The organism is Microbacterium sp. 3J1 (assembly GCF_001049495.1).
GTDB lineage: Bacteria > Actinomycetota > Actinomycetes > Actinomycetales > Microbacteriaceae > Microbacterium.
Genome location: NZ_CDWI01000009.1, coordinates 106,628 through 123,774 on the forward strand (window position 1 = coordinate 106,628; position 17,147 = coordinate 123,774).

Here is a 17,147-nt window from a genome sequence, read left to right on the forward strand (position 1 = left end):
GTGTGGATGCTGCTCAGTTGGCACCTGCCGCCGGTATGGCGCGCGGATGGCGGCGCGAGGTGCCAAGTGAATCAGGGTCAGGAATCAGGGCACCCGGAGCGGGAGCGGCGTCGACGAAGGCTCTGCGCACTACGCGCTCTGGCGCACCACGAGTTCGGTGTCGAGGATGACCGAGCGGGGGGATGCTCCGGCGATGACCTCGAGCAGCACGGCGACCATCTGCGCGCTGATCTGATCCCACGGCTGGCGCATGGTCGTGATCGGCGGCTCGTGCGTGGCCGCGAGGCCCGAGTCGTCGAAGCCGGCGATCGCGATGTCCTCGGGTACGCGACGTCCGGCGCGGCGGGCGGCGGCGATCGCTCCGGCGGCCATCCGGTCGGATGCCGCGAAGACGGCGTCGACGTCGTGCTCGAGCATCCGTGTCATGGCGGCGAGCCCTGAGTCGTACGAGTAGTCGCCCACCTCGACCAGCGTCTCGTCGTACAGGTCGCCGAGCTCCTCGCGGAAGCCCACCAGACGGTAGCGCCCACCGGGGGTGTCGTCGGGTCCTGTGATCATGCCGATGCGACGGTGCCCCTGCGCCACGAGGTGCGCGGCCATCGTGCGGGCCGAGGCGACCTCGTCGACCGAGATCGTCGAGAGATCGCGTTCGTGGCCGAGGGGCAGACCGCAGCAGACGGTGGGGATTCCGACCTCGATCAGCTGGTCGAGCAGCGGATCGGATTCATGCGACGAGATGAGCATGACGCCGTCGACGTGCCCGGCGCTGAGGAACTGGGCGACGCTCTCGCGCTCGGCTGGGGTTCCGGCGACGAGCAGCACCAGCGTCATCGACCGTTGCGCGAGGGCTTCGGCCGCACCGCGCAGCAGCAGGGCGAAGGTCGGATCGTCGAACAGCAGCTGCTGCGGCTCGGTCAGCAGGAACGCGAGAGAGCCTGCGCGACCGGTCGCGAGGCTGCGCGCGTGGTGATTGGCGGTGTACCCGGTGGCGAGGATCGCCTCTTCGACGGCCTGCCTGGCGTCAGGCGATACCCAGTGCCCGCCGTTGATCACGCGCGACACCGTGCTGCGGGATACCCCCGCCTGCACCGCGATCTGGCGGATCGTCGGCTTGCGCTTCGCGCTGACATCACTCATCGCCTGCGACTCTACCCACAGCATCCCGTCCAGCGGTAGTCGGGACTGAGACCGGTCTCAGTTCGGTAACGACGGTTGCGATCGAAGCGACGTCGGGGTAGAACTGAGACCGGTCCCAGTCCCGATCTCCGTGACAACCTGAGACCGGTCCCAGTCGAATGAGCGACAGCACCGCGGGACACGCACCATGACTACACCGACCCGATGGAGTGCCGATGACCTCGCCCCACGCCTGGCCCGACCTGCGCGGCATCGCCTATGGCGGCGATTACAACCCCGAGCAGTGGTCGCCCGAGACGTGGCGCGACGACGTCGCGCTGATGCGCCAGGCCGGAGTCAACCTGGTCAGCGTCGGCATCTTCTCGTGGGCGCTCATCGAGATCGCCGAGGGCGAGTTCGACTTCGGCTGGCTCGACGAGCTGCTCGACCTGCTGCACGAGAACGGCATCAGGGTCGACCTCGGCACGCCCACGGCATCCCCGCCGGCCTGGTTCTTCGCGAACCACCCCGACGCCCACGTGATCGACCGGGAAGGCCGCACCATGGGCTTCGGCTCACGCGGCATGGCCTCGCACTCGTCGCCCGCCTACCGCGAGGCGATCGTGCAGATCGCGGATGCTCTCGCGGCGCGCTATGCGCAACATCCGGCCGTCGTGCTGTGGCACGTGCACAACGAATACGGCGTTCCCGTCGGCGAGGACTACTCGCCGAACGCGGTCGCCGCCTTCCGGCTCTGGCTCCAGGAGAAGTACGGCTCGCTCGACGCGTTGAACAGCGCGTGGGGCACCGCCTTCTGGGGTCAGCACTACTCGGCGTGGGAGCACGTCGGCGCCCCCGCGATCGCCCCCAGCGTCGTGAACCCGGCCCAGCGCCTCGACTTCGCGCGCTTCACCGATCACCAGCTGCGCGCGTGCTTCATCGCCGAGCGCGACGCGATCCGCGCACACGCCGCGCAGCCGGTCACGACCAATTTCATGGCCAATCAGAGCTGGACCACCGATCTCTGGGCCTGGGGCCGTGAGGTCGACATCGTCTCGGACGACCACTACCTGTGGGCCGCTGATGAGGATGCCCACATCGGCTTGGCGATCGCCGCCGACCTCAGCCGTTCGGTCGGCGGCGGCAAGCCGTGGATCCTCATGGAGCACTCCACCTCCGCCGTGAACTGGCAGCCGCGCAACATCGCCAAGAGGCGTGGCGAGATGAAGCGCAACTCGCTCACACACCTCGGTCGCGGAGCCGACGGCATCCTGTTCTTTCAATGGCGCGCCGGACGCTCGGGTGCCGAGAAGTTTCACTCCGCGATGCTGCCGCACGCAGGCACCGAATCGCGCATCTTTCGCGAGGTCGTCGATCTGGGGGCTGCACTCGGCCGCCTCGACGAGGTGCAGGGCAGCACGGTGCGGGCTGACGTCGCGATCCTCTGGGACTTCGAATCGTTCTGGGCGCAGGACCTCGAGTGGCGTCCGTCCGCGGACGTGACGCACGCAGCGCAAGTGCGCCGCTTCTACGAGCAGCTCTGGCATGACGGCATCACGGTCGACTTCGCTCTGCCGGGCCAGGACCTGTCGGGCTACCGTCTGGTCGTCGCCCCTGCGCAGTACCTGCTCAGCACCGCGGATGCCGCGAACCTCACTGACTACGTGAATGACGGCGGCACCCTGCTCGTGTCGTTCTTCTCGGCGATCGTCGACGAGAACGACGCCGTGCACGTCGGCGGCTTCGTCGCTCCGCTGCGCGACGCGCTCGGCCTCACGGTCGAGGAGTTCCTGCCGCTGCGCGAAGGTGAGAGCCACGGACTCGACTGGGCCGATCACGAGGGCATCGTCGCCGACGTCTGGCAGGAGGACATCGCGCTCGAAGGAGCCGAGGTCGTCGCGAGCTTCGCGGGCGGTCCCGGCGAGGGCGAACCCGCGATCACGCGTCACCGCCACGGCGCGGGCACCGGCTGGTACGTCGGAACCCGTCTGGATGCCGCGGGAATGCGTGCACTTCTCCACGAGGTCTATGCGGATGCCGGAGTCACCCCGACGGGCGTCGCCGAAGGCCTCGAAGTCATCACGCGCCATGGCGCCGACGCGGTCTACCGCATCGCCGTGAACCACCGTCAGCACGACGTCGAGCTCGAGGCCGCAGGTGTCGAGCTCCTCAGCGGCGCCGAGGTCTCGGGCGCCCTCACCATCGCGGCGGGCGGCGTCGCCGTCATCCGCACCTCCCTCTGACAGCACGAACGCACCACCCCGCACAACCTGCACCACCTGTACCACCCACACCCGGTCGCGATGACGCGCAGCGCATCGTCGGCCATGACAGATAGGAAAACGCATGCGCAAGCACATCGGAGTCGGCGCACTCGCTCTGGCCGCGGTCGTGGTCCTCGCGGGCTGCTCCGCCGGCTCGTCCGAAGGCGGCGACGAATCGGCATCCGGCGACGGCGCGGAGCTCGTCATCTGGACGGATGCGGAGCGCGAAGCCGCGATCACGGCAGCCGCAGAGGCGTTCGAGGAGGAGACCGGAGCCACGGTCACCCTCGTGCAGAAGAATTTCGAGGACCTCCGCAACGACTTCATCGCCCAGGTGCCGACCGGGGAGGGCCCCGACATCACGGTCGGCGCCCACGACTGGCTCGGCGCCCTCGTCGCCGCGGGCGTCGTCGACACGATCGACCTCGGCGACAAGGCATCGGAGTTCGAGCAGGTCGCGCTCGACGCGATGACCTACGACGGCCAGCTCTACGCGATGCCGTACTCGCTCGAGACGATCGCGCTCGTCCAGAACGTCGACCTCGTCGGCGCCGAGGCCCCCGCGACCTGGGACGACATGATCGCGAAGGGCCTCGCTGCGGGCACCGAGCGTCCGTTCGTCATCAACACCGGCGGCGAGACCGGCGACGGATACACGATGTACGGACTGCAGACCTCGTTCGGCGCTCCCGTCTTCGTGCAGGACGACACCGGCTCGTACACGAGCGAGGTCGGCATGGGCGGAGCGCCCGGCGAGGCGTTCGCCAGCTGGCTCGGCGCCAACGGCGCGAACGGCACCGGCTACATCTCGACCACCGTCGACTACGACATCAACAACGAGCTGTTCGCGTCGGGCAAGGCCCCGTACACGATCCAGGGTCCGTGGGCGATCAGCGCATTCGAGGGCGTCAACGTCGCCGTGAACCCGATCCCCTCGGCCGGTGGCGAGACCGCCGCGCCGTTCGTCGGCGTGCAGGGCTTCTACCTCTCCAGCAAGAGCAAGAACGCGCTCCTCGCCCAGGAGTTCCTCGTGAACTACCTCGGCACCGAAGACGCACAGCGTGCGCTGTACGAGGCCGACCCCCGCATCCCGGCGTGGACGACGCTCGCCGAGGAGGTCTCGTCCGACCCGATCACCGCCGGCTTCGTGGCCTCGGCTCAGACCGGTGTGCCGATGCCGTCGATCCCTGAGATGGGCTCCGTCTGGGATCTGTGGAACGCGGCGCAGGCGCAGATCATCAACGGCGCCGACCCCGTGTCGACGTGGAACACCATGGTCACCGACCTCGAGGCGACTCTCGCCGGTTGATCCTGCCGGACGGGGAGGGGCCGACCCCTCCCCGTCCTGCGATCCGCAGACAGGACGCACACATGACGATCCAGGCACCGCCCACGCAGGCCCCCACCCCGGTGGTGAAGACCTCGCGCGAATCCCACGCCCGCCGCTTCCGCGGCCTGGGCTGGGGCTTCCTCATCAAGCTCGCCCTGATGGCGTTGGTCAACGCTTTCGGGATCATGACGGCGATCTCGGCCTGGAGCGCCGAGTCGTGGATCGTCCTCGGCGCCGTCGTGCTGCTGGTGATCGTCGCCGACTGGGTGTACTTCACCCGCAAGGCCCTGCCGCTGAAGTACCTGCTGCCGGGGCTCATCTTCCTGCTCGTGTTCCAGGTCTTCATCTTCGGCTACACGGCCTACATCGCCTTCACGAACTACGGCACCGGTCATGTCGGCACGCAAGAGCAGGCCGTCGAGGCCGCTCTGATCCAAGGCGAGCGCCGCATCGAGGGCTCGTCCGACTACCCGCTCTCGATCGTGCAGCGCGGCGCAGAGCTCGGCTTCGCGATCGTCGACGACGACGGCGTCGTGCAGGTCGGATCCGCGACGGAGCCGCTGACCGATGCATCCGATGCCGAGATCGGAGCGACCGGCGCCCCGAGCGAGGTGGCCGGCTGGGAGGTCGTCCCGAGAGCGACCGTGCTGACCGACCCGGCGCTCGGCGCGGCTATCAAGGACCTCAGGGTTCCGGTGTCGGACGACCCGAACGACGGCTCGATCCGCACCCGTGAGGGCTCGACCGGCTCGGTGTACGAGCCGACCCTGGTGTGGGATGCCGACGCGCAGACCATCACCGACACGCAGTCCGGCACGGTCTACACGGCCACCGAGCTCGGAGCATTCGTCGCCGACGACGGCACGGCGCTGCCGACGGGCTGGTCGGTGAACGTCGGGTTCGCGAACTTCCTGACGCTCTTCACCGACGCGAACCTCGCGGGCACCCTGTTGAGCGTGACGGTGTGGACCTTCGCCTTCGCGATCCTCTCGGTCGTGCTGAGCTTCGCCGTGGGCCTCGGCCTCGCCATCGTCTACAACGACCCCCGCGTCAAGGGCCGCCGGTTCCTGCGAGCGCTGTTCATCCTGCCCTACGCGTTCCCGGCGTTCATGGCGGCGCTGCTGTTCCGCGGCATGTTCAACGCGGAGTTCGGCGTCATCAACGACCTGTTCTTCTTCGGGTCGCAGGTCAACTGGCTCGGCGACCCGTGGCTCACCAGAGCGGCGGTGATCTTCGTCAACGTCTGGCTGAGCTACCCGTACTGGTTCCTCGTGTGCACGGGCGCGCTGCAGTCGCTGCCCGGCGAGACCCTCGAGGCCGCTGAGATCGACGGTGCGAACAGGATCCAGCGCTTCCGCGCGATCGTGCTGCCGCTGCTGCTCGTCTCGACCGCCCCGCTGCTGATCGCCTCGTTCGCCGTGGCGTTCAACAACTTCACCGTGATCTACACCTTCAACAACGGCGGGCCGGCCATCGCCGGCGCTCCGTACGCACTGGGCTCGACCGACATCCTCGTCTCGGCCATCTACGACGTCTCGGGCGTCTCGGGTGGTGCGGCCGACTACGGCCTCGCGAGCGCACTGTCGATCATCGCCTTCATCGTGGTCGGTCTCATCTCAGCGTTGAGCTTCCGACAGACCCGCAAGCTCGAGGAGTACCAGTGATGAGTGAGACCAGGGTCATCGTGACCGGTTCATCGAGGGATGCCGAGGCCGCCCGTGCCGGAGCACGTCGGCGACGGTGGTGGGGCGAGGTCGGCTGGAAGTACGTCCTGGCCGCTGGCGTGCTGTTCTTCGCCGCTTTCCCGCTCGTCTACGTGCTCTCGGCGTCGCTCAACCCGAACGGCAGCCTCGCGGCATCCAGCGCTCTGTTCAGCGCGTTCGACCCCGCGAACTACATCGCGCTCGGCGAATCCCGGTATTGGGTGTGGTTCGGCAACACCCTGCTGATCGGCGGCGTGACCGCGGTCGGCTCGGTGCTCATGGGCGCCTGCGGCGCGTACGCGTTCTCGCGGTTCCGCTTCAGCGGGCGCCGGGCCAGCCTCACGACGCTGCTCGTGCTGCAGATGTTCCCGCAGGCGCTCGCGTTCATCGCGATCTTCCTGATGCTGCAGACCATCGGCGACGTGGTTCCCGCGCTCGGCATCAACTCGAAGATCGCGCTGATCTGCGTCTACCTCGGTGGCGCGCTGGGCGCGAACACCTTCCTGATGTACGGCTTCTTCAACACCATCCCCGTCGAGATCGACGAGTCGGCGAAGATCGACGGCGCCACCCACGCGCAGATCTTCTGGCGGCTCATCATGCCGCTGGTCGTCCCGATCCTCGCGGTCGTCGCGCTGCTCGCGTTCCTCGCGGCGTTCGGTGACTTCATCCTGTCGAAGATCATCCTCACGTCCGAGGACAACTGGACCCTCGCCGTCGGGATGTACCAGTGGGTCTCGAACCAGCTGACCTCGCGCTGGGGGCTCTTCGCCGCCGGTGTCGTGGTCGCCGCCGTGCCCGTGCTCGCGCTGTTCTTCTCGCTGCAGAAGTACATCGTCGGCGGGCTCACCCAGGGATCCGTCAAAGGCTGATCCTCTCTTCCTGCACCGCTCGAAAGGCCGTCATGCACCGTCGCACGCGTTCCCTTCTCTCCACCACCCTCTCCACCGCTCTGGCCACGGTTACCGCCGTCGCCCTGATCGGCGTCGCCCTGCCGGCATCCGCCGCCTCGCCCACAGCATCCGTGCCTGCGGCCGTCGCGGCCGCCGCACCGGTCGACGCCACCATCACCGTCCCCCGCGTCGAGAACCTGCCCGACGACTTCATCGGCGGCGTCGACGTCTCGTCGGTGCTGTCGCTCGAGGCATCAGGTGTGGTGTTCCGCGACGCCGAGGGCGCACCCGGCGACCTGTTCGAGATCCTGGCGGATGCCGGGGTGACCGACGTGCGGGTGCGCGTCTGGAACGACCCGTTCGACGCGAACGGCAACGGCTACGGGGGTGGAGACGTCGACGTCGACCGGGCGATCGAGATCTCGCAGCGCGCGACGGATGCCGGACTCGGCGTGCTCGTCGACTTCCACTACTCAGACTTCTGGGCAGACCCCGCCAAGCAGCAGGTGCCCAAGGGATGGGCGGGGCTGACGGCCGACGAGGTCGCGGTCGAGGTGGGCGCATTCACCCGCGATGCGGTGCGACGACTGGTGGATGCCGGGGTCGATCTGCGCATGGTGCAGGTCGGCAACGAGACCAACGGCGGCGTCGCCGGCGTGCGCGGGTGGGACGACATGGCCAAGGTGTTCTCCGCCGGTTCCGCCGCCGTGCGGGCCGAGGCGCCGGACACGCTCGTCGCACTGCACTTCACCAACCCCGAGCGCGCGGGCTTCTACGCCGACGTCGCCGCTCAGCTCGACCGCCGCGCCGTCGACTACGACGTGTTCGCGTCGTCGTACTACCCCTTCTGGCACGGCACCCCCGAGAACCTCACGGCCGTGCTCTCGCACGTGGCCGACACCTACGGCAAGAAGGTCATGGTCGCCGAGACCTCGTGGGCGTTCACGCTCGACGATGGAGACGGGCACGGCAACGTGATCGATCTGCCGTCCGAGGCCACGCAGTATCCGGTGAGTGTGCAGGGCCAGGCCGATGCGATGCGCGCGGTCGTCCAGGCCGTCGCCGACGTCGGTGAGGCTGGCCTCGGCGTCTACTACTGGGAGCCCGCATGGCTGCCGGTCGGCACTCCGGCGCAGCTCGAGCAGAACAGGGTGCTCTGGGAGCGCGACGGCTCAGGATGGGCGTCGAGCTTCGCGGGGGAGTACGAGCCCGAGGATGCCGGGCACTGGTTCGGCGGGTCTGCGTGGGACAACCAGGCGCTGTTCGGCTTCGACGGCACCGCCTCCGATGCGCTGAACATCTTCTCGTACGTGCGCACCGGGGCCCAGGCCCCCCGCGCGTTCGAATCGGTGCAGCCGGTCGCGCTGCACCTCGTCGAGGGCGATGCCGTGGAGCTCCCGGGCGCGGTGACGGTGCGGTACAACGACGGGTCGTCGGAGCAGCAGTCCGTGACCTGGTCTTCGGCCGTGGAATTCATCGACGGCATGGGTGAGTACGCGATCTCGGGGGTGACGGATGCTGGCCTCGCGGCCACCGCCACCGTGACCGTCGCCGCTCGCAACTTCCTGCGCAACCCCGGATTCGAAGACGCGGACACGAGCATGTGGAACGCGACCGGATCCGGACTCACGCTCCGCGCCTGGGACGACCCCCGCAGCGGCACGCACTCGGCGCACTTCTACTCGGCATCCGCGTTCTCGTTCGACCTGTCGCAGACCGTGAGCGGGCTGCCGGCCGGGTCGTACATCGCCCGCGCTTCGCTGCAGGGGGATGGCGAAGGTGCCGACGGACGGGTCTCGCTGTCGCTGTCGACGCCGTCTGCGGCGGGCCCGGCTGCGCCCTTCGCGCTCGACGGCTGGCGGGTGTGGTCGACCCCGAGGACTCAGGCGCTGCAGGTCGGCGCCGACGGCACGGCCGTGGTGCGGATCTCGGCGTCTCTGCCGGCCGGGGCGTGGGGCACGATCGACGATCTCGAGCTCGTGCGCGAACCGGTGCCGGGTGCTGACACCTCGCAGCTGCGTGAGCGACGGGATGCCGCTGCGGCTCTCGACCTGACGACCTACGTCGAGTCCTCTACAGGGGCGCTTCCGGGAGCGATCGCGCGGGCGGACGTTGTGCTGGCAGCATCCAGCCCGTCAACGGATGCGGTCGCCGGGGCGCTGAGCCAGCTGGAGGCCGCGGTCGATGCGCTCGTGCTCGAGGATTCGGCGAAGGCAGCGCCGGCGCGTGGCGTGCTGTCGCACGACAACGGTCACGACACCGGTCTGCTCGACGGGGACTTCACCGTCACGATGAATCTGTGGTGGGGCCAGAACGCCACGAAGCTGCGACTCTTCGAGAACGGTGTGCTGATCGCGACGGTTCCGCTGACCTTCGGGGGCACATCGGCGCAGGTCGCGCAGGTCGCCGTGACGGGCAAGACGAACGGCACGTACGAGTACACCGGCGAGCTCGTCAACTCGCGCGGGGTGATGGCGGTGAAGCCCGTCACCGTGAAAGTGAAGGATGCGGCTCCCGGCGCGCCCGTGCTGTCGGCCGACAACGGCGACGGCGACGGCTCGTACACCGTGACCGCGAACATGTGGTGGGGGACGAACGCGACGTCCTACCGTCTGTATGAAGACGGCGTGCTGATCTCCGAGGGCGACATGGTCGCGAACAGCCCTGCCGCGCAGCGGGTGACGGTGCCGGTCGCCGGCCGTGCGGTCGGGAAGCACACCTACCGCGTCGAGTTCGTGAACGCCGCCGGCAGCGCCCAGAGCAAGACGCTGACGGTGGCAGTCAGGCGCTGACGGCATCCGGCCGGGAAGGGAACCCGGAGCATCCGATGGGCGAGCGGCGTGTTCGGATGCGACACGCCGCTCGCGCTCGCACCGGTCCGGGTTTTCCGGTGTGAAGGACAGCGGACACGGCGAACGCCCGGCACCCAGAATCGGATGCCGGGCGTTCGCGACGTGGTGCCTTACTTGCTGAGGAAGTCCTTCAGCGCGGCGTTGACCTCGTCGGCGTGGGTCCAGAGCAGGCCGTGCGGTGCGCCCTCGACCTCGACGTAGGTCGCCTCGGGGACGGCCTTGTGGAAGCGGCGCGCGGTCGCGTCGATCGGCAGGATGTTGTCCTTCGTGCCGTGCAGGATGAGCGTCGGCTTGGCCGAGTCGCGCACCGCGTCGACGTCGCTGCGGAAGTCCTCGATCCAGCTCGGGACGACCGCGTAGGCGGCGACGGGTGCGCTGGTGACCGAGAGGTTCCAGTTGGCGTCGACGACCTGCTGGCTGATGCGGGAGCCGAGGTTCTCGTCGAGGTTGTAGAAGTTGCTGTAGAAGTCCGTGAACCAGGCGTAGCGGTCGCCCTTGGCGGCTGCCTCGATGCCGTCGAAGACCTCCTGCGGCACGCCCTCGGGGTTGTCGTCGCGCTGCACGAGGAACGGCTCGAGCGAGGCGAGGAACGCGAGCTTGGCGACGCGCTCGTGACCGTAGCGGCCGACGTACCGGGCGAGCTCACCGGTTCCCATCGAGAAGCCGACGAGGACGACGTCGCGCAGGTCGAGCGTCTCGAGCACCGTGTTCAGGTCGGCGGCGAAGGTGTCGTAGTCGTACCCGGTGCCGACCTTCGAGGACTGGCCGAATCCGCGGCGGTCGTAGGTGATGACGCGGTAGCCCTGGGCGAGGAGCTCGCGGGTCTGGCGCTCCCAGCTGTGGCCGTTGAGCGGATAACCGTGGATCAGGACGACGGGCTGACCGGCTCCCTGGTCTTCGTAGTAGAGCTCGATCGGGGTGCTGTTCTCGTTTCCGACGGTGATGTAGCCCATGATCCTGGTCCTTTCGGTTCCGGTGAGAACGATCGTTCTCGCTTGATATGACCAACATAGAGAACGCCCGTTCTCATGTCAAGTAAACTTCTGGGTATGACCGAAGACGAGGCACGGGAGCGCATCCTCACGGCGGCGGAGGATCTCTACTACCGCAAGGGATACGCGGCCGTCGGCATGGACGAACTGCGGGGCTCGGCCGGCGTGTCGCTGCGCCGTCTCTATGCGCTCTTCCCGTCGAAGACCGACATCGTCCAGGCGGTCCTCGCGCGCAAGCACCTCGAGTGGGAGTCCGGGCTGACCGGGGCGGTGGCGGATGCCGGAGCGGATCCGCGCGAGCGGCTGCTCGCCGTGTACGGCCATCTCGAGGACTGGTTCTGCACCGACGGCTTCCGCGGTTGCGCGTTCATCAACGCATTCGGTGAGCTCGGCGGCACGAATCCCGAGGTCGCCGCGATCGTGCGCGAGCACAAGGCGTCGTTCCAGGAGTACATGACCCGGCTGGTGGTGGATGCCGGTGGCCCGGCGTCTCTCGCGGCGCAGCTGTCGATCCTCGCGGAGGGTGCGCAGAGCACGGCGGCGATCTCGAGCGATCCTCAGGTCGCCGTGCAGGCGCGCGGCGCGGCGGCGGTCCTGATCGACGCGGCCACCGCAGCCTGACGCGGCGAGCCGTGCGCCCTCCTCCCGTCGGGCGGAGTTCTCCCTTTCGGGCGGAGGGATGCTGCTCGGGCGTCCGCCCCACACGTAGTTCTCCGCCCGATGCGTGGACGTGCGAGGGGATGGCGGCGCTCGCCGGGGTGGGCCACCCCTCGCCCCGTCGGGCTGAGTTCTCCCTCTCGGGCGGAGGGATGCTGCTCGGGCGTCCGCCCCACACGGGGTTGCCCGCCCGATGCGTGCTCCAGTTGAGAGAACGGCGGCGCTCGCCGGGGTTTGGCCGCCCCTCGCCCCCCCCGGGCTGACTTCTCCCTCTGGGGCTGAGGGATGCTGCCTGCGCGTCCGCCCCACACGTAGTTCTCCGCCCGACGCGTGGACGTGCGAGGGGGCGGCGGCGCCCACCGGGGTTGACCGCCCCTCGCCCCGTGGGTCGGAGTTCTCCCTCTCGGGCGGAGGGATGCTGCCTGGGCGTCCGCCCCACACGCGGTTCTCCGCCCGACGCGTAGGCGCAGGAGGAAGCGGCGGCGACACTAATTCCCTAGCCTGGCTAGCTGTTCGCCCAGCGAGAGTCAAGGGGCTGTGCCACGGTCGCGCACGCGCGTACGGTGCGGAGCATGGAATCCCGGACGCAGGACATCGCCCGCCAGATTGTGATCATCGCCTCGGCGACCTTCATGCTGATCGCCGCCGCCGTCGGATCCGGCGCGTTCGGAGGCACGTCCGTGAGCGAGCTGCAGGGCGGGGCACTCTCCGCCGAGGGCTCCTACCTCGCCCCGGCCGGCCCGGCCTTCTCGATCTGGTCGCTCATCTACCTCGGCCTCATCGCGTACACGGTGTGGCAGGCTCTGCCGGCGCAGCGGACGGATGAGCGTCAGCGCTCCGTCGGCTGGTGGATCGCCGCGACCATGATCCTCAACGGACTCTGGCTCGTGACGGCGCAGTTCCTCTCGCTCCCCCTGACGGTGATCGTGATCGCCCTGCTCCTCGCCGCGCTCGCTCGTGTCATCGTCATCCTCGGGCGCACCCGTCCGCGCACCTGGCCCGACCGCATCCTCGTCGACGGCGCCAACGGCCTGCACTTCGGCTGGGTCACCATCGCGACCGTCGCCAACACCGCAGCGTGGTTCACGCAGATCGCGCCCGCAGCATGGGCGGACCAGGCCGAGGTCTGGGCCGTGGCCGTGCTCGCCGTCGTGCTCGTCATCGGAGTCGCCAGCGCCCTCGTGACAAAGCGCATCGCCCCGGCACTGGCCACCGCGTGGGGTCTCGCCTGGCTCGCGGTCGGTCGCCTCACGGGCGAACCGGAGAGCACCGTCACCGCGATCGCCGGCATCATCGTCGCCGTCGCGCTCGTAGCGGCAGGTGTCATCGGGGCGATCCGCCGTCGCCGGTCGGTCGCCCGGCCCTGAGGCAACGGCATCCGGCGTGCACAACGCAGCAAGGATTAGGGGATGCGGCTGAAAAAACGCCGCCACGCCCCGGATGGCCGGATTCCTGCTGAATTGTGCACGCGACGCCCGCGACGCACGCGACACGCACCCGTCGGCAGGGCTCAGAGCACGAGGCGGTAGCCCATCCCCGACTCGGTGAGCAGGTGCCGCGGGGTGCTGGGCGAAGCCTCGAGCTTCTTGCGCAGCTGCGACATGTACAGCCGCAGATAGCCGGAGTCCGAGACCTGCTCGCTGCCCCAGATCTCCTTGAGCAGGTCCTGCCGGGTGACGAGGGCTCCGGGATGCCGGGCGAGATGCTCGAGCATGCGCCATTCGGTCGGGGTCAGGTGCACGCGTGAGCCGCCGCGGGTCACGGCCTTGGTCGCGAGGTCGACCACGACGTCGCCGAACCCGACCGTCGATTCCCCGCCCGCAGGCACCGACCGACGCGACAGGGCGCGCAGCCGGGCGAGCAACTCGTCGACCTGGAACGGCTTGGTGACGAAGTCGTCGGCCCCGGCATCCAGCGCCTCGACCTTGTCGGCCGACCCGGTGCGCCCGGAGACGACGATGATCGGCACGGTGGTCCAGCCGCGCAGGGCCTGGATGACCTCGATGCCGTCGAGCCGCGGCATTCCGAGGTCGAGCATGATGATGTCGGGGTGGGTCTGTGCGGCCGCGGCGACGGCGGCGGCGCCGTCGGCGGCGACGACGACCTCGTATCCGTGCGCGGCGAGGGTGATCCGAAGCGCCCGAACCATCTGCGGGTCGTCATCGGCGATGAGGAGCTTCACTCCGTCTCCTCCAGGTGCGTGAGCTCGGGCTCCCCGGCGAGGGGGAGCGAGATGACCATCGTGAGTCCACCGCCGGGGGTGTCCTCGGGTGTCAGAGTACCGCCCATGCCCTCGGTGAATCCGCGCGACAGGGCGAGTCCGAGGCCGAGCCCGGTGGTGTTGTCGGTGTCGCCGAAACGCTGGAACGGCTGGAAGATCTCGTCGCGCTTCTCGGCGGGCACGCCCCGGCCCCGGTCGATGATGCGGATCTCCGCGCGCTCGCCGAGGGTGCTGGTCGACACGATCACCCGGCTGCCGGTCGGCGCGTGGCGGTGGGCGTTCGCGATGACGTTGACCAGCACGCGCTGCAGCAGCACGGGGTCGGCTGCGATGGGGGGTGCAGAGGTGTCGAGGGCGAGCTCCACGTCGTCGGGTCCGAGTCCGAGTTCGTCGACCGCGGCGAGGATGGGGCCGGCGGCGTCGAGCCGCATGATCGACACCGCGAGCACACCGGCCTGCACACGACTGACGTCGAGGAGGTCCGTGACCAGCGACGACAGGGTGGCGAGGCTCTCGTCGGCGGTGGCCAGCAGCTCCTCCCGATCGGATGCCGACAGCGAGTGCGCCGCACGGAGTCCGCCGATCGCGGCCACGGCAGAGGCGAGGGGGCGGCGGAGGTCGTGGCTCACCGCCGAGAGCAGGGCGCTGCGCACCTGGTCGGTCTCGGCCAGTGCCGCGGCCTCTTTCGCCGTCGCCCGCAGGTCGGTGTGCTCGATCGCGGCGGCCAGTTGCGCGACGATCGCGTCGAGCAGCCTTCGGGCGGGGGTGTCGAGCGGCTCCCCGTGCAGTTCGAGCACAGCGGGTGAGGATCCGCCGGTCCCGACCGGGATCGAGGTCGCGCGGTCGTCGGCCACGGGTTCGCCGTCGCTCGCGAGCACCTCGCCGTCGGGGGTGAGCAGGCGCACACCGCTGAGCCCGAACGCCTCTCGGGTGCGAGTGACGAGCGCGAGCACGGCGTTGTCGCCGCGCAGCACGTTGCCCGCCACGGCGGCCAGCAGCTCTGCTTCAGCCGCGGCCCGTTGCGCTGTGCGCGCCCGGCGTGCGGCCTGATCGACGATGATGCTGACGAGCACCGCGATGATCACGTAGAGCGCGAGAGCGATGACGTGCAGCGGATGCGCGATCGTGATCGTGAAGATCGGCGCGACGAAAAGGAAGTCCAGGGTCACGCCTGACAGCACCGCGGCGAAGACGGCGGGGCGCAGTCCGCCCACGAGCGCGACGACCACCACGAGCAGTTGGAACGCGAGCACCTCGACGGTGATCGATTCGGGGCTGCGGTACGCGAACATCGCCCAGGAGAGCAGGGGGCCGAAGACCAGCGCCACCGCGAAGCCGAGGAGCTGCCGGCGCCAGCCGAGGGCTCCTCCGGTGATGCGCGGCAGCGCGACGCGTCCGCCCGCCGCGGCGTGCGTGACGATGTGCACGTCGATGTCGCCCGAACGGCGGATCACTTCGGAGCCGATGCCGGGTCCGGTGAGTGCGGCGGCGAGGCGTCCGCGGCGGCTGACGCCGATGACGAGCTGGGTGGCATCCGCTCCCTGTGCGAACTCGACCAGCGTGCCGGGGATGTCATCGCCGATGATCTGGTGGAAGCTGCCGCCGAGCGATTCGACGAGACTGCGCTGCGCCGCGAGGGCTCCCGGCGTCTCGTCGCGCAGACCGTCCTGGGCGGCGATGTGCACGGCGAGCAGCTCGCCGCCGGCAGACCGTGCGGCGATCCGCGCGCCGCGCCGCAGCAGCGTCTCGCCCTCGGGCCCACCGGTCAGGGCCACGACGACGCGCTCGCGCGCCTGCCAGGTGCCCTCGATGCCGTGGTCGGCGCGGTAGCTGCGCAGGGCGCTGTCGACCTCGTCTGCCAGCCACAGGAGCGCCAGCTCGCGGAGCGCGGTGAGGTTGCCGAGCCGGAAGTAGTTCGAGAGCGCCGCGTCGATCCGCTCTGCGGGATACACGAGCCCGGCCGACAGGCGGTCGCGCAGCGACTGCGGGGCGAGGTCGACGACCTCGATCTCGTCGGCGGCCCGCACCACGGCATCCGGGATCGTCTCCTGCTGAGCGACGCCGGTGATCTTCTCGACCACGGCGTTGAGAGATTCGATGTGCTGCACGTTGACGGTCGTGATCACGTCGATGCCGGCGCCCAGCAGCGCATCGACGTCCTGCCAGCGCTTCGTGTTCGCGGAGCCCGGGGTGTTCGTGTGCGCCAGCTCGTCGACGAGGGCGATCTCCGGTCGGCGCTCGAGCACCGCATCCAGGTCCATCTCGCTGAGCGGCACCCCGCGGTGCTGATCGACGCGCCGCGGGACCTCAGGGATGCCGATGGTCTGCGCGGCCGTCGCCGCCCGCTCGTGCGTCTCGACGATCGCGATCACGACGTCGCGGCCCTCGTTCAGCAGGCGCTTGCCCTCGGCGAGCATCTCGAAGGTCTTGCCGACGCCGGGCGCTGCGCCGAGCAGAACCCGCAGTCGACCGCGTCGCGCGTGGCGATCTGCGCTCATTCGCCCTCCCGCTCATCGAGCGCGAGATTGAGTTCGGCGACGTTGACGTGCTCGTCGCCGAGGAATCCCAGATCCCGCCCTTGAATCCTAGACTCCACAAGGGCGCGCACCTCCTGTTCGGGCAGGTCGCGCGCCTCGGCGACGCGCGCCACCTGCAGCAGTGCGAACGCGACGCTGATGTGCGGGTCGAGGCCTGAACCGGATGCCGTCACGGCGTCGGCCGGGACCTGCGACGCGTCGACGCCGTCGCGCTCGGCGATCATGGCCGTGCGCTCCTCGATCGCGGCGACGAGGTCGGGGTTCTCCGGGCCGAGGTTGCTGCCGCTCGAGCCGGCGCCGTCGTAGCCGTCGCCGGCCGCCGACGGGCGGGACTGGAAGTACTCCGGCAGCGCCTCGCCGTCGGCATCCGTGAAGGACTGCCCGATCAGCGAGCTGCCCTTGTCGCCGGGAAGGGGAGATCCGTTCGCCTGGAACGGCAGGAGGAGCTGCCCGAGGCCGGTGACGACGAGCGTGTAGCCGACGCCGAGCACGAGCGTGAGCACGAGCATCGCGCGGACGGCGACACCGGCGGTGCGGACCACGGTGCGGGAGGAGGACATGGGATGCCTTTCGGAAGCGTGG

12 protein-coding genes are annotated in these 17,147 nt (G+C 69.5%); 7 read left to right on the forward strand and 5 right to left on the reverse strand.

Going from position 1 to position 17,147, the window contains the following annotated elements; all coding sequences use genetic code 11:
- Positions 1-129: 129 nt before the first annotated feature.
- A complete protein-coding gene (locus BN2660_RS07090) occupies positions 130-1,137 on the reverse strand; it encodes a LacI family DNA-binding transcriptional regulator (protein WP_091229693.1) in 1,008 nt (335 codons plus the stop codon).
- 215 nt (positions 1,138-1,352) lie between these two features.
- Between BN2660_RS07090 and BN2660_RS07095 the strand changes: the two genes are divergently transcribed.
- The 5 genes from BN2660_RS07095 (at position 1,353) to BN2660_RS07115 (ending at position 10,098) form a co-directional block, all read left to right on the forward strand.
- Positions 1,353-3,359, forward strand: coding sequence for a beta-galactosidase (locus BN2660_RS07095; protein ID WP_091229226.1), 2,007 nt, complete (start codon positions 1,353-1,355; stop codon positions 3,357-3,359).
- Between the two features lie 103 nt (positions 3,360-3,462).
- Positions 3,463-4,689 (forward strand): sugar ABC transporter substrate-binding protein, encoded by a 1,227-nt coding sequence (locus BN2660_RS07100; RefSeq protein WP_091229229.1) that lies wholly within the window; start codon positions 3,463-3,465, stop codon positions 4,687-4,689.
- Between the two features lie 62 nt (positions 4,690-4,751).
- Complete coding sequence (locus BN2660_RS07105; RefSeq protein ID WP_091229232.1) at positions 4,752-6,374, forward strand: ABC transporter permease subunit; 1,623 nt, start codon at positions 4,752-4,754, stop codon at positions 6,372-6,374.
- Positions 6,374-7,285 (forward strand): sugar ABC transporter permease, encoded by a 912-nt coding sequence (locus BN2660_RS07110; RefSeq protein WP_091229237.1) that lies wholly within the window; start codon positions 6,374-6,376, stop codon positions 7,283-7,285. The genes BN2660_RS07105 and BN2660_RS07110 overlap by 1 nt, the downstream gene beginning before the upstream one ends.
- Positions 7,286-7,317: 32 nt before the next feature.
- Positions 7,318-10,098, forward strand: coding sequence for a glycosyl hydrolase 53 family protein (locus tag BN2660_RS07115; RefSeq protein WP_091229242.1), 2,781 nt, complete (start codon positions 7,318-7,320; stop codon positions 10,096-10,098).
- Between the two features lie 170 nt (positions 10,099-10,268).
- Here BN2660_RS07115 and BN2660_RS07120 read toward each other — a convergent pair whose 3' ends face one another.
- The gene (locus BN2660_RS07120) at positions 10,269-11,111 is read right to left on the reverse strand and encodes an alpha/beta fold hydrolase (protein WP_091229246.1); all 843 of its coding nucleotides are present in this window, start codon (positions 11,109-11,111) and stop codon (positions 10,269-10,271) included.
- A 96-nt stretch (positions 11,112-11,207) separates the two neighbouring features.
- Here BN2660_RS07120 and BN2660_RS07125 point away from each other — a divergent pair, with 96 nt between their 5' ends.
- Positions 11,208-11,771 carry a TetR/AcrR family transcriptional regulator gene (locus tag BN2660_RS07125; RefSeq protein WP_091229250.1) on the forward strand — a complete coding sequence of 188 codons (564 nt, stop codon included), beginning with the start codon at positions 11,208-11,210 and terminating at the stop codon, positions 11,769-11,771.
- A 608-nt stretch (positions 11,772-12,379) separates the two neighbouring features.
- Positions 12,380-13,174: a tryptophan-rich sensory protein gene (locus BN2660_RS07130; protein ID WP_091229253.1), complete on the forward strand. Its 795-nt coding sequence runs from the start codon at positions 12,380-12,382 to the stop codon at positions 13,172-13,174.
- Positions 13,175-13,317: 143 nt separating this feature from the next.
- Here the strand turns inward: BN2660_RS07130 and BN2660_RS07135 are convergent, their stop codons facing one another.
- From BN2660_RS07135 to kdpC, 3 genes are read right to left on the reverse strand one after another with little or no spacing between them, the layout of a single operon-like run.
- Entirely contained in the window at positions 13,318-13,989 is a 672-nt protein-coding gene (locus BN2660_RS07135; protein ID WP_091229262.1) for a response regulator, read from the reverse strand.
- Positions 13,986-16,526 (reverse strand): ATP-binding protein, encoded by a 2,541-nt coding sequence (locus BN2660_RS07140; RefSeq protein WP_091229265.1) that lies wholly within the window; start codon positions 16,524-16,526, stop codon positions 13,986-13,988. The genes BN2660_RS07135 and BN2660_RS07140 overlap by 4 nt, the downstream gene beginning before the upstream one ends.
- Positions 16,523-17,125 carry a potassium-transporting ATPase subunit KdpC gene (kdpC, locus tag BN2660_RS07145; protein ID WP_091229268.1) on the reverse strand — a complete coding sequence of 201 codons (603 nt, stop codon included), beginning with the start codon at positions 17,123-17,125 and terminating at the stop codon, positions 16,523-16,525. Before kdpC ends, BN2660_RS07140 begins: the two co-directional genes overlap by 4 nt.
- Between the last annotated feature and the right edge of the window lie 22 nt (positions 17,126-17,147).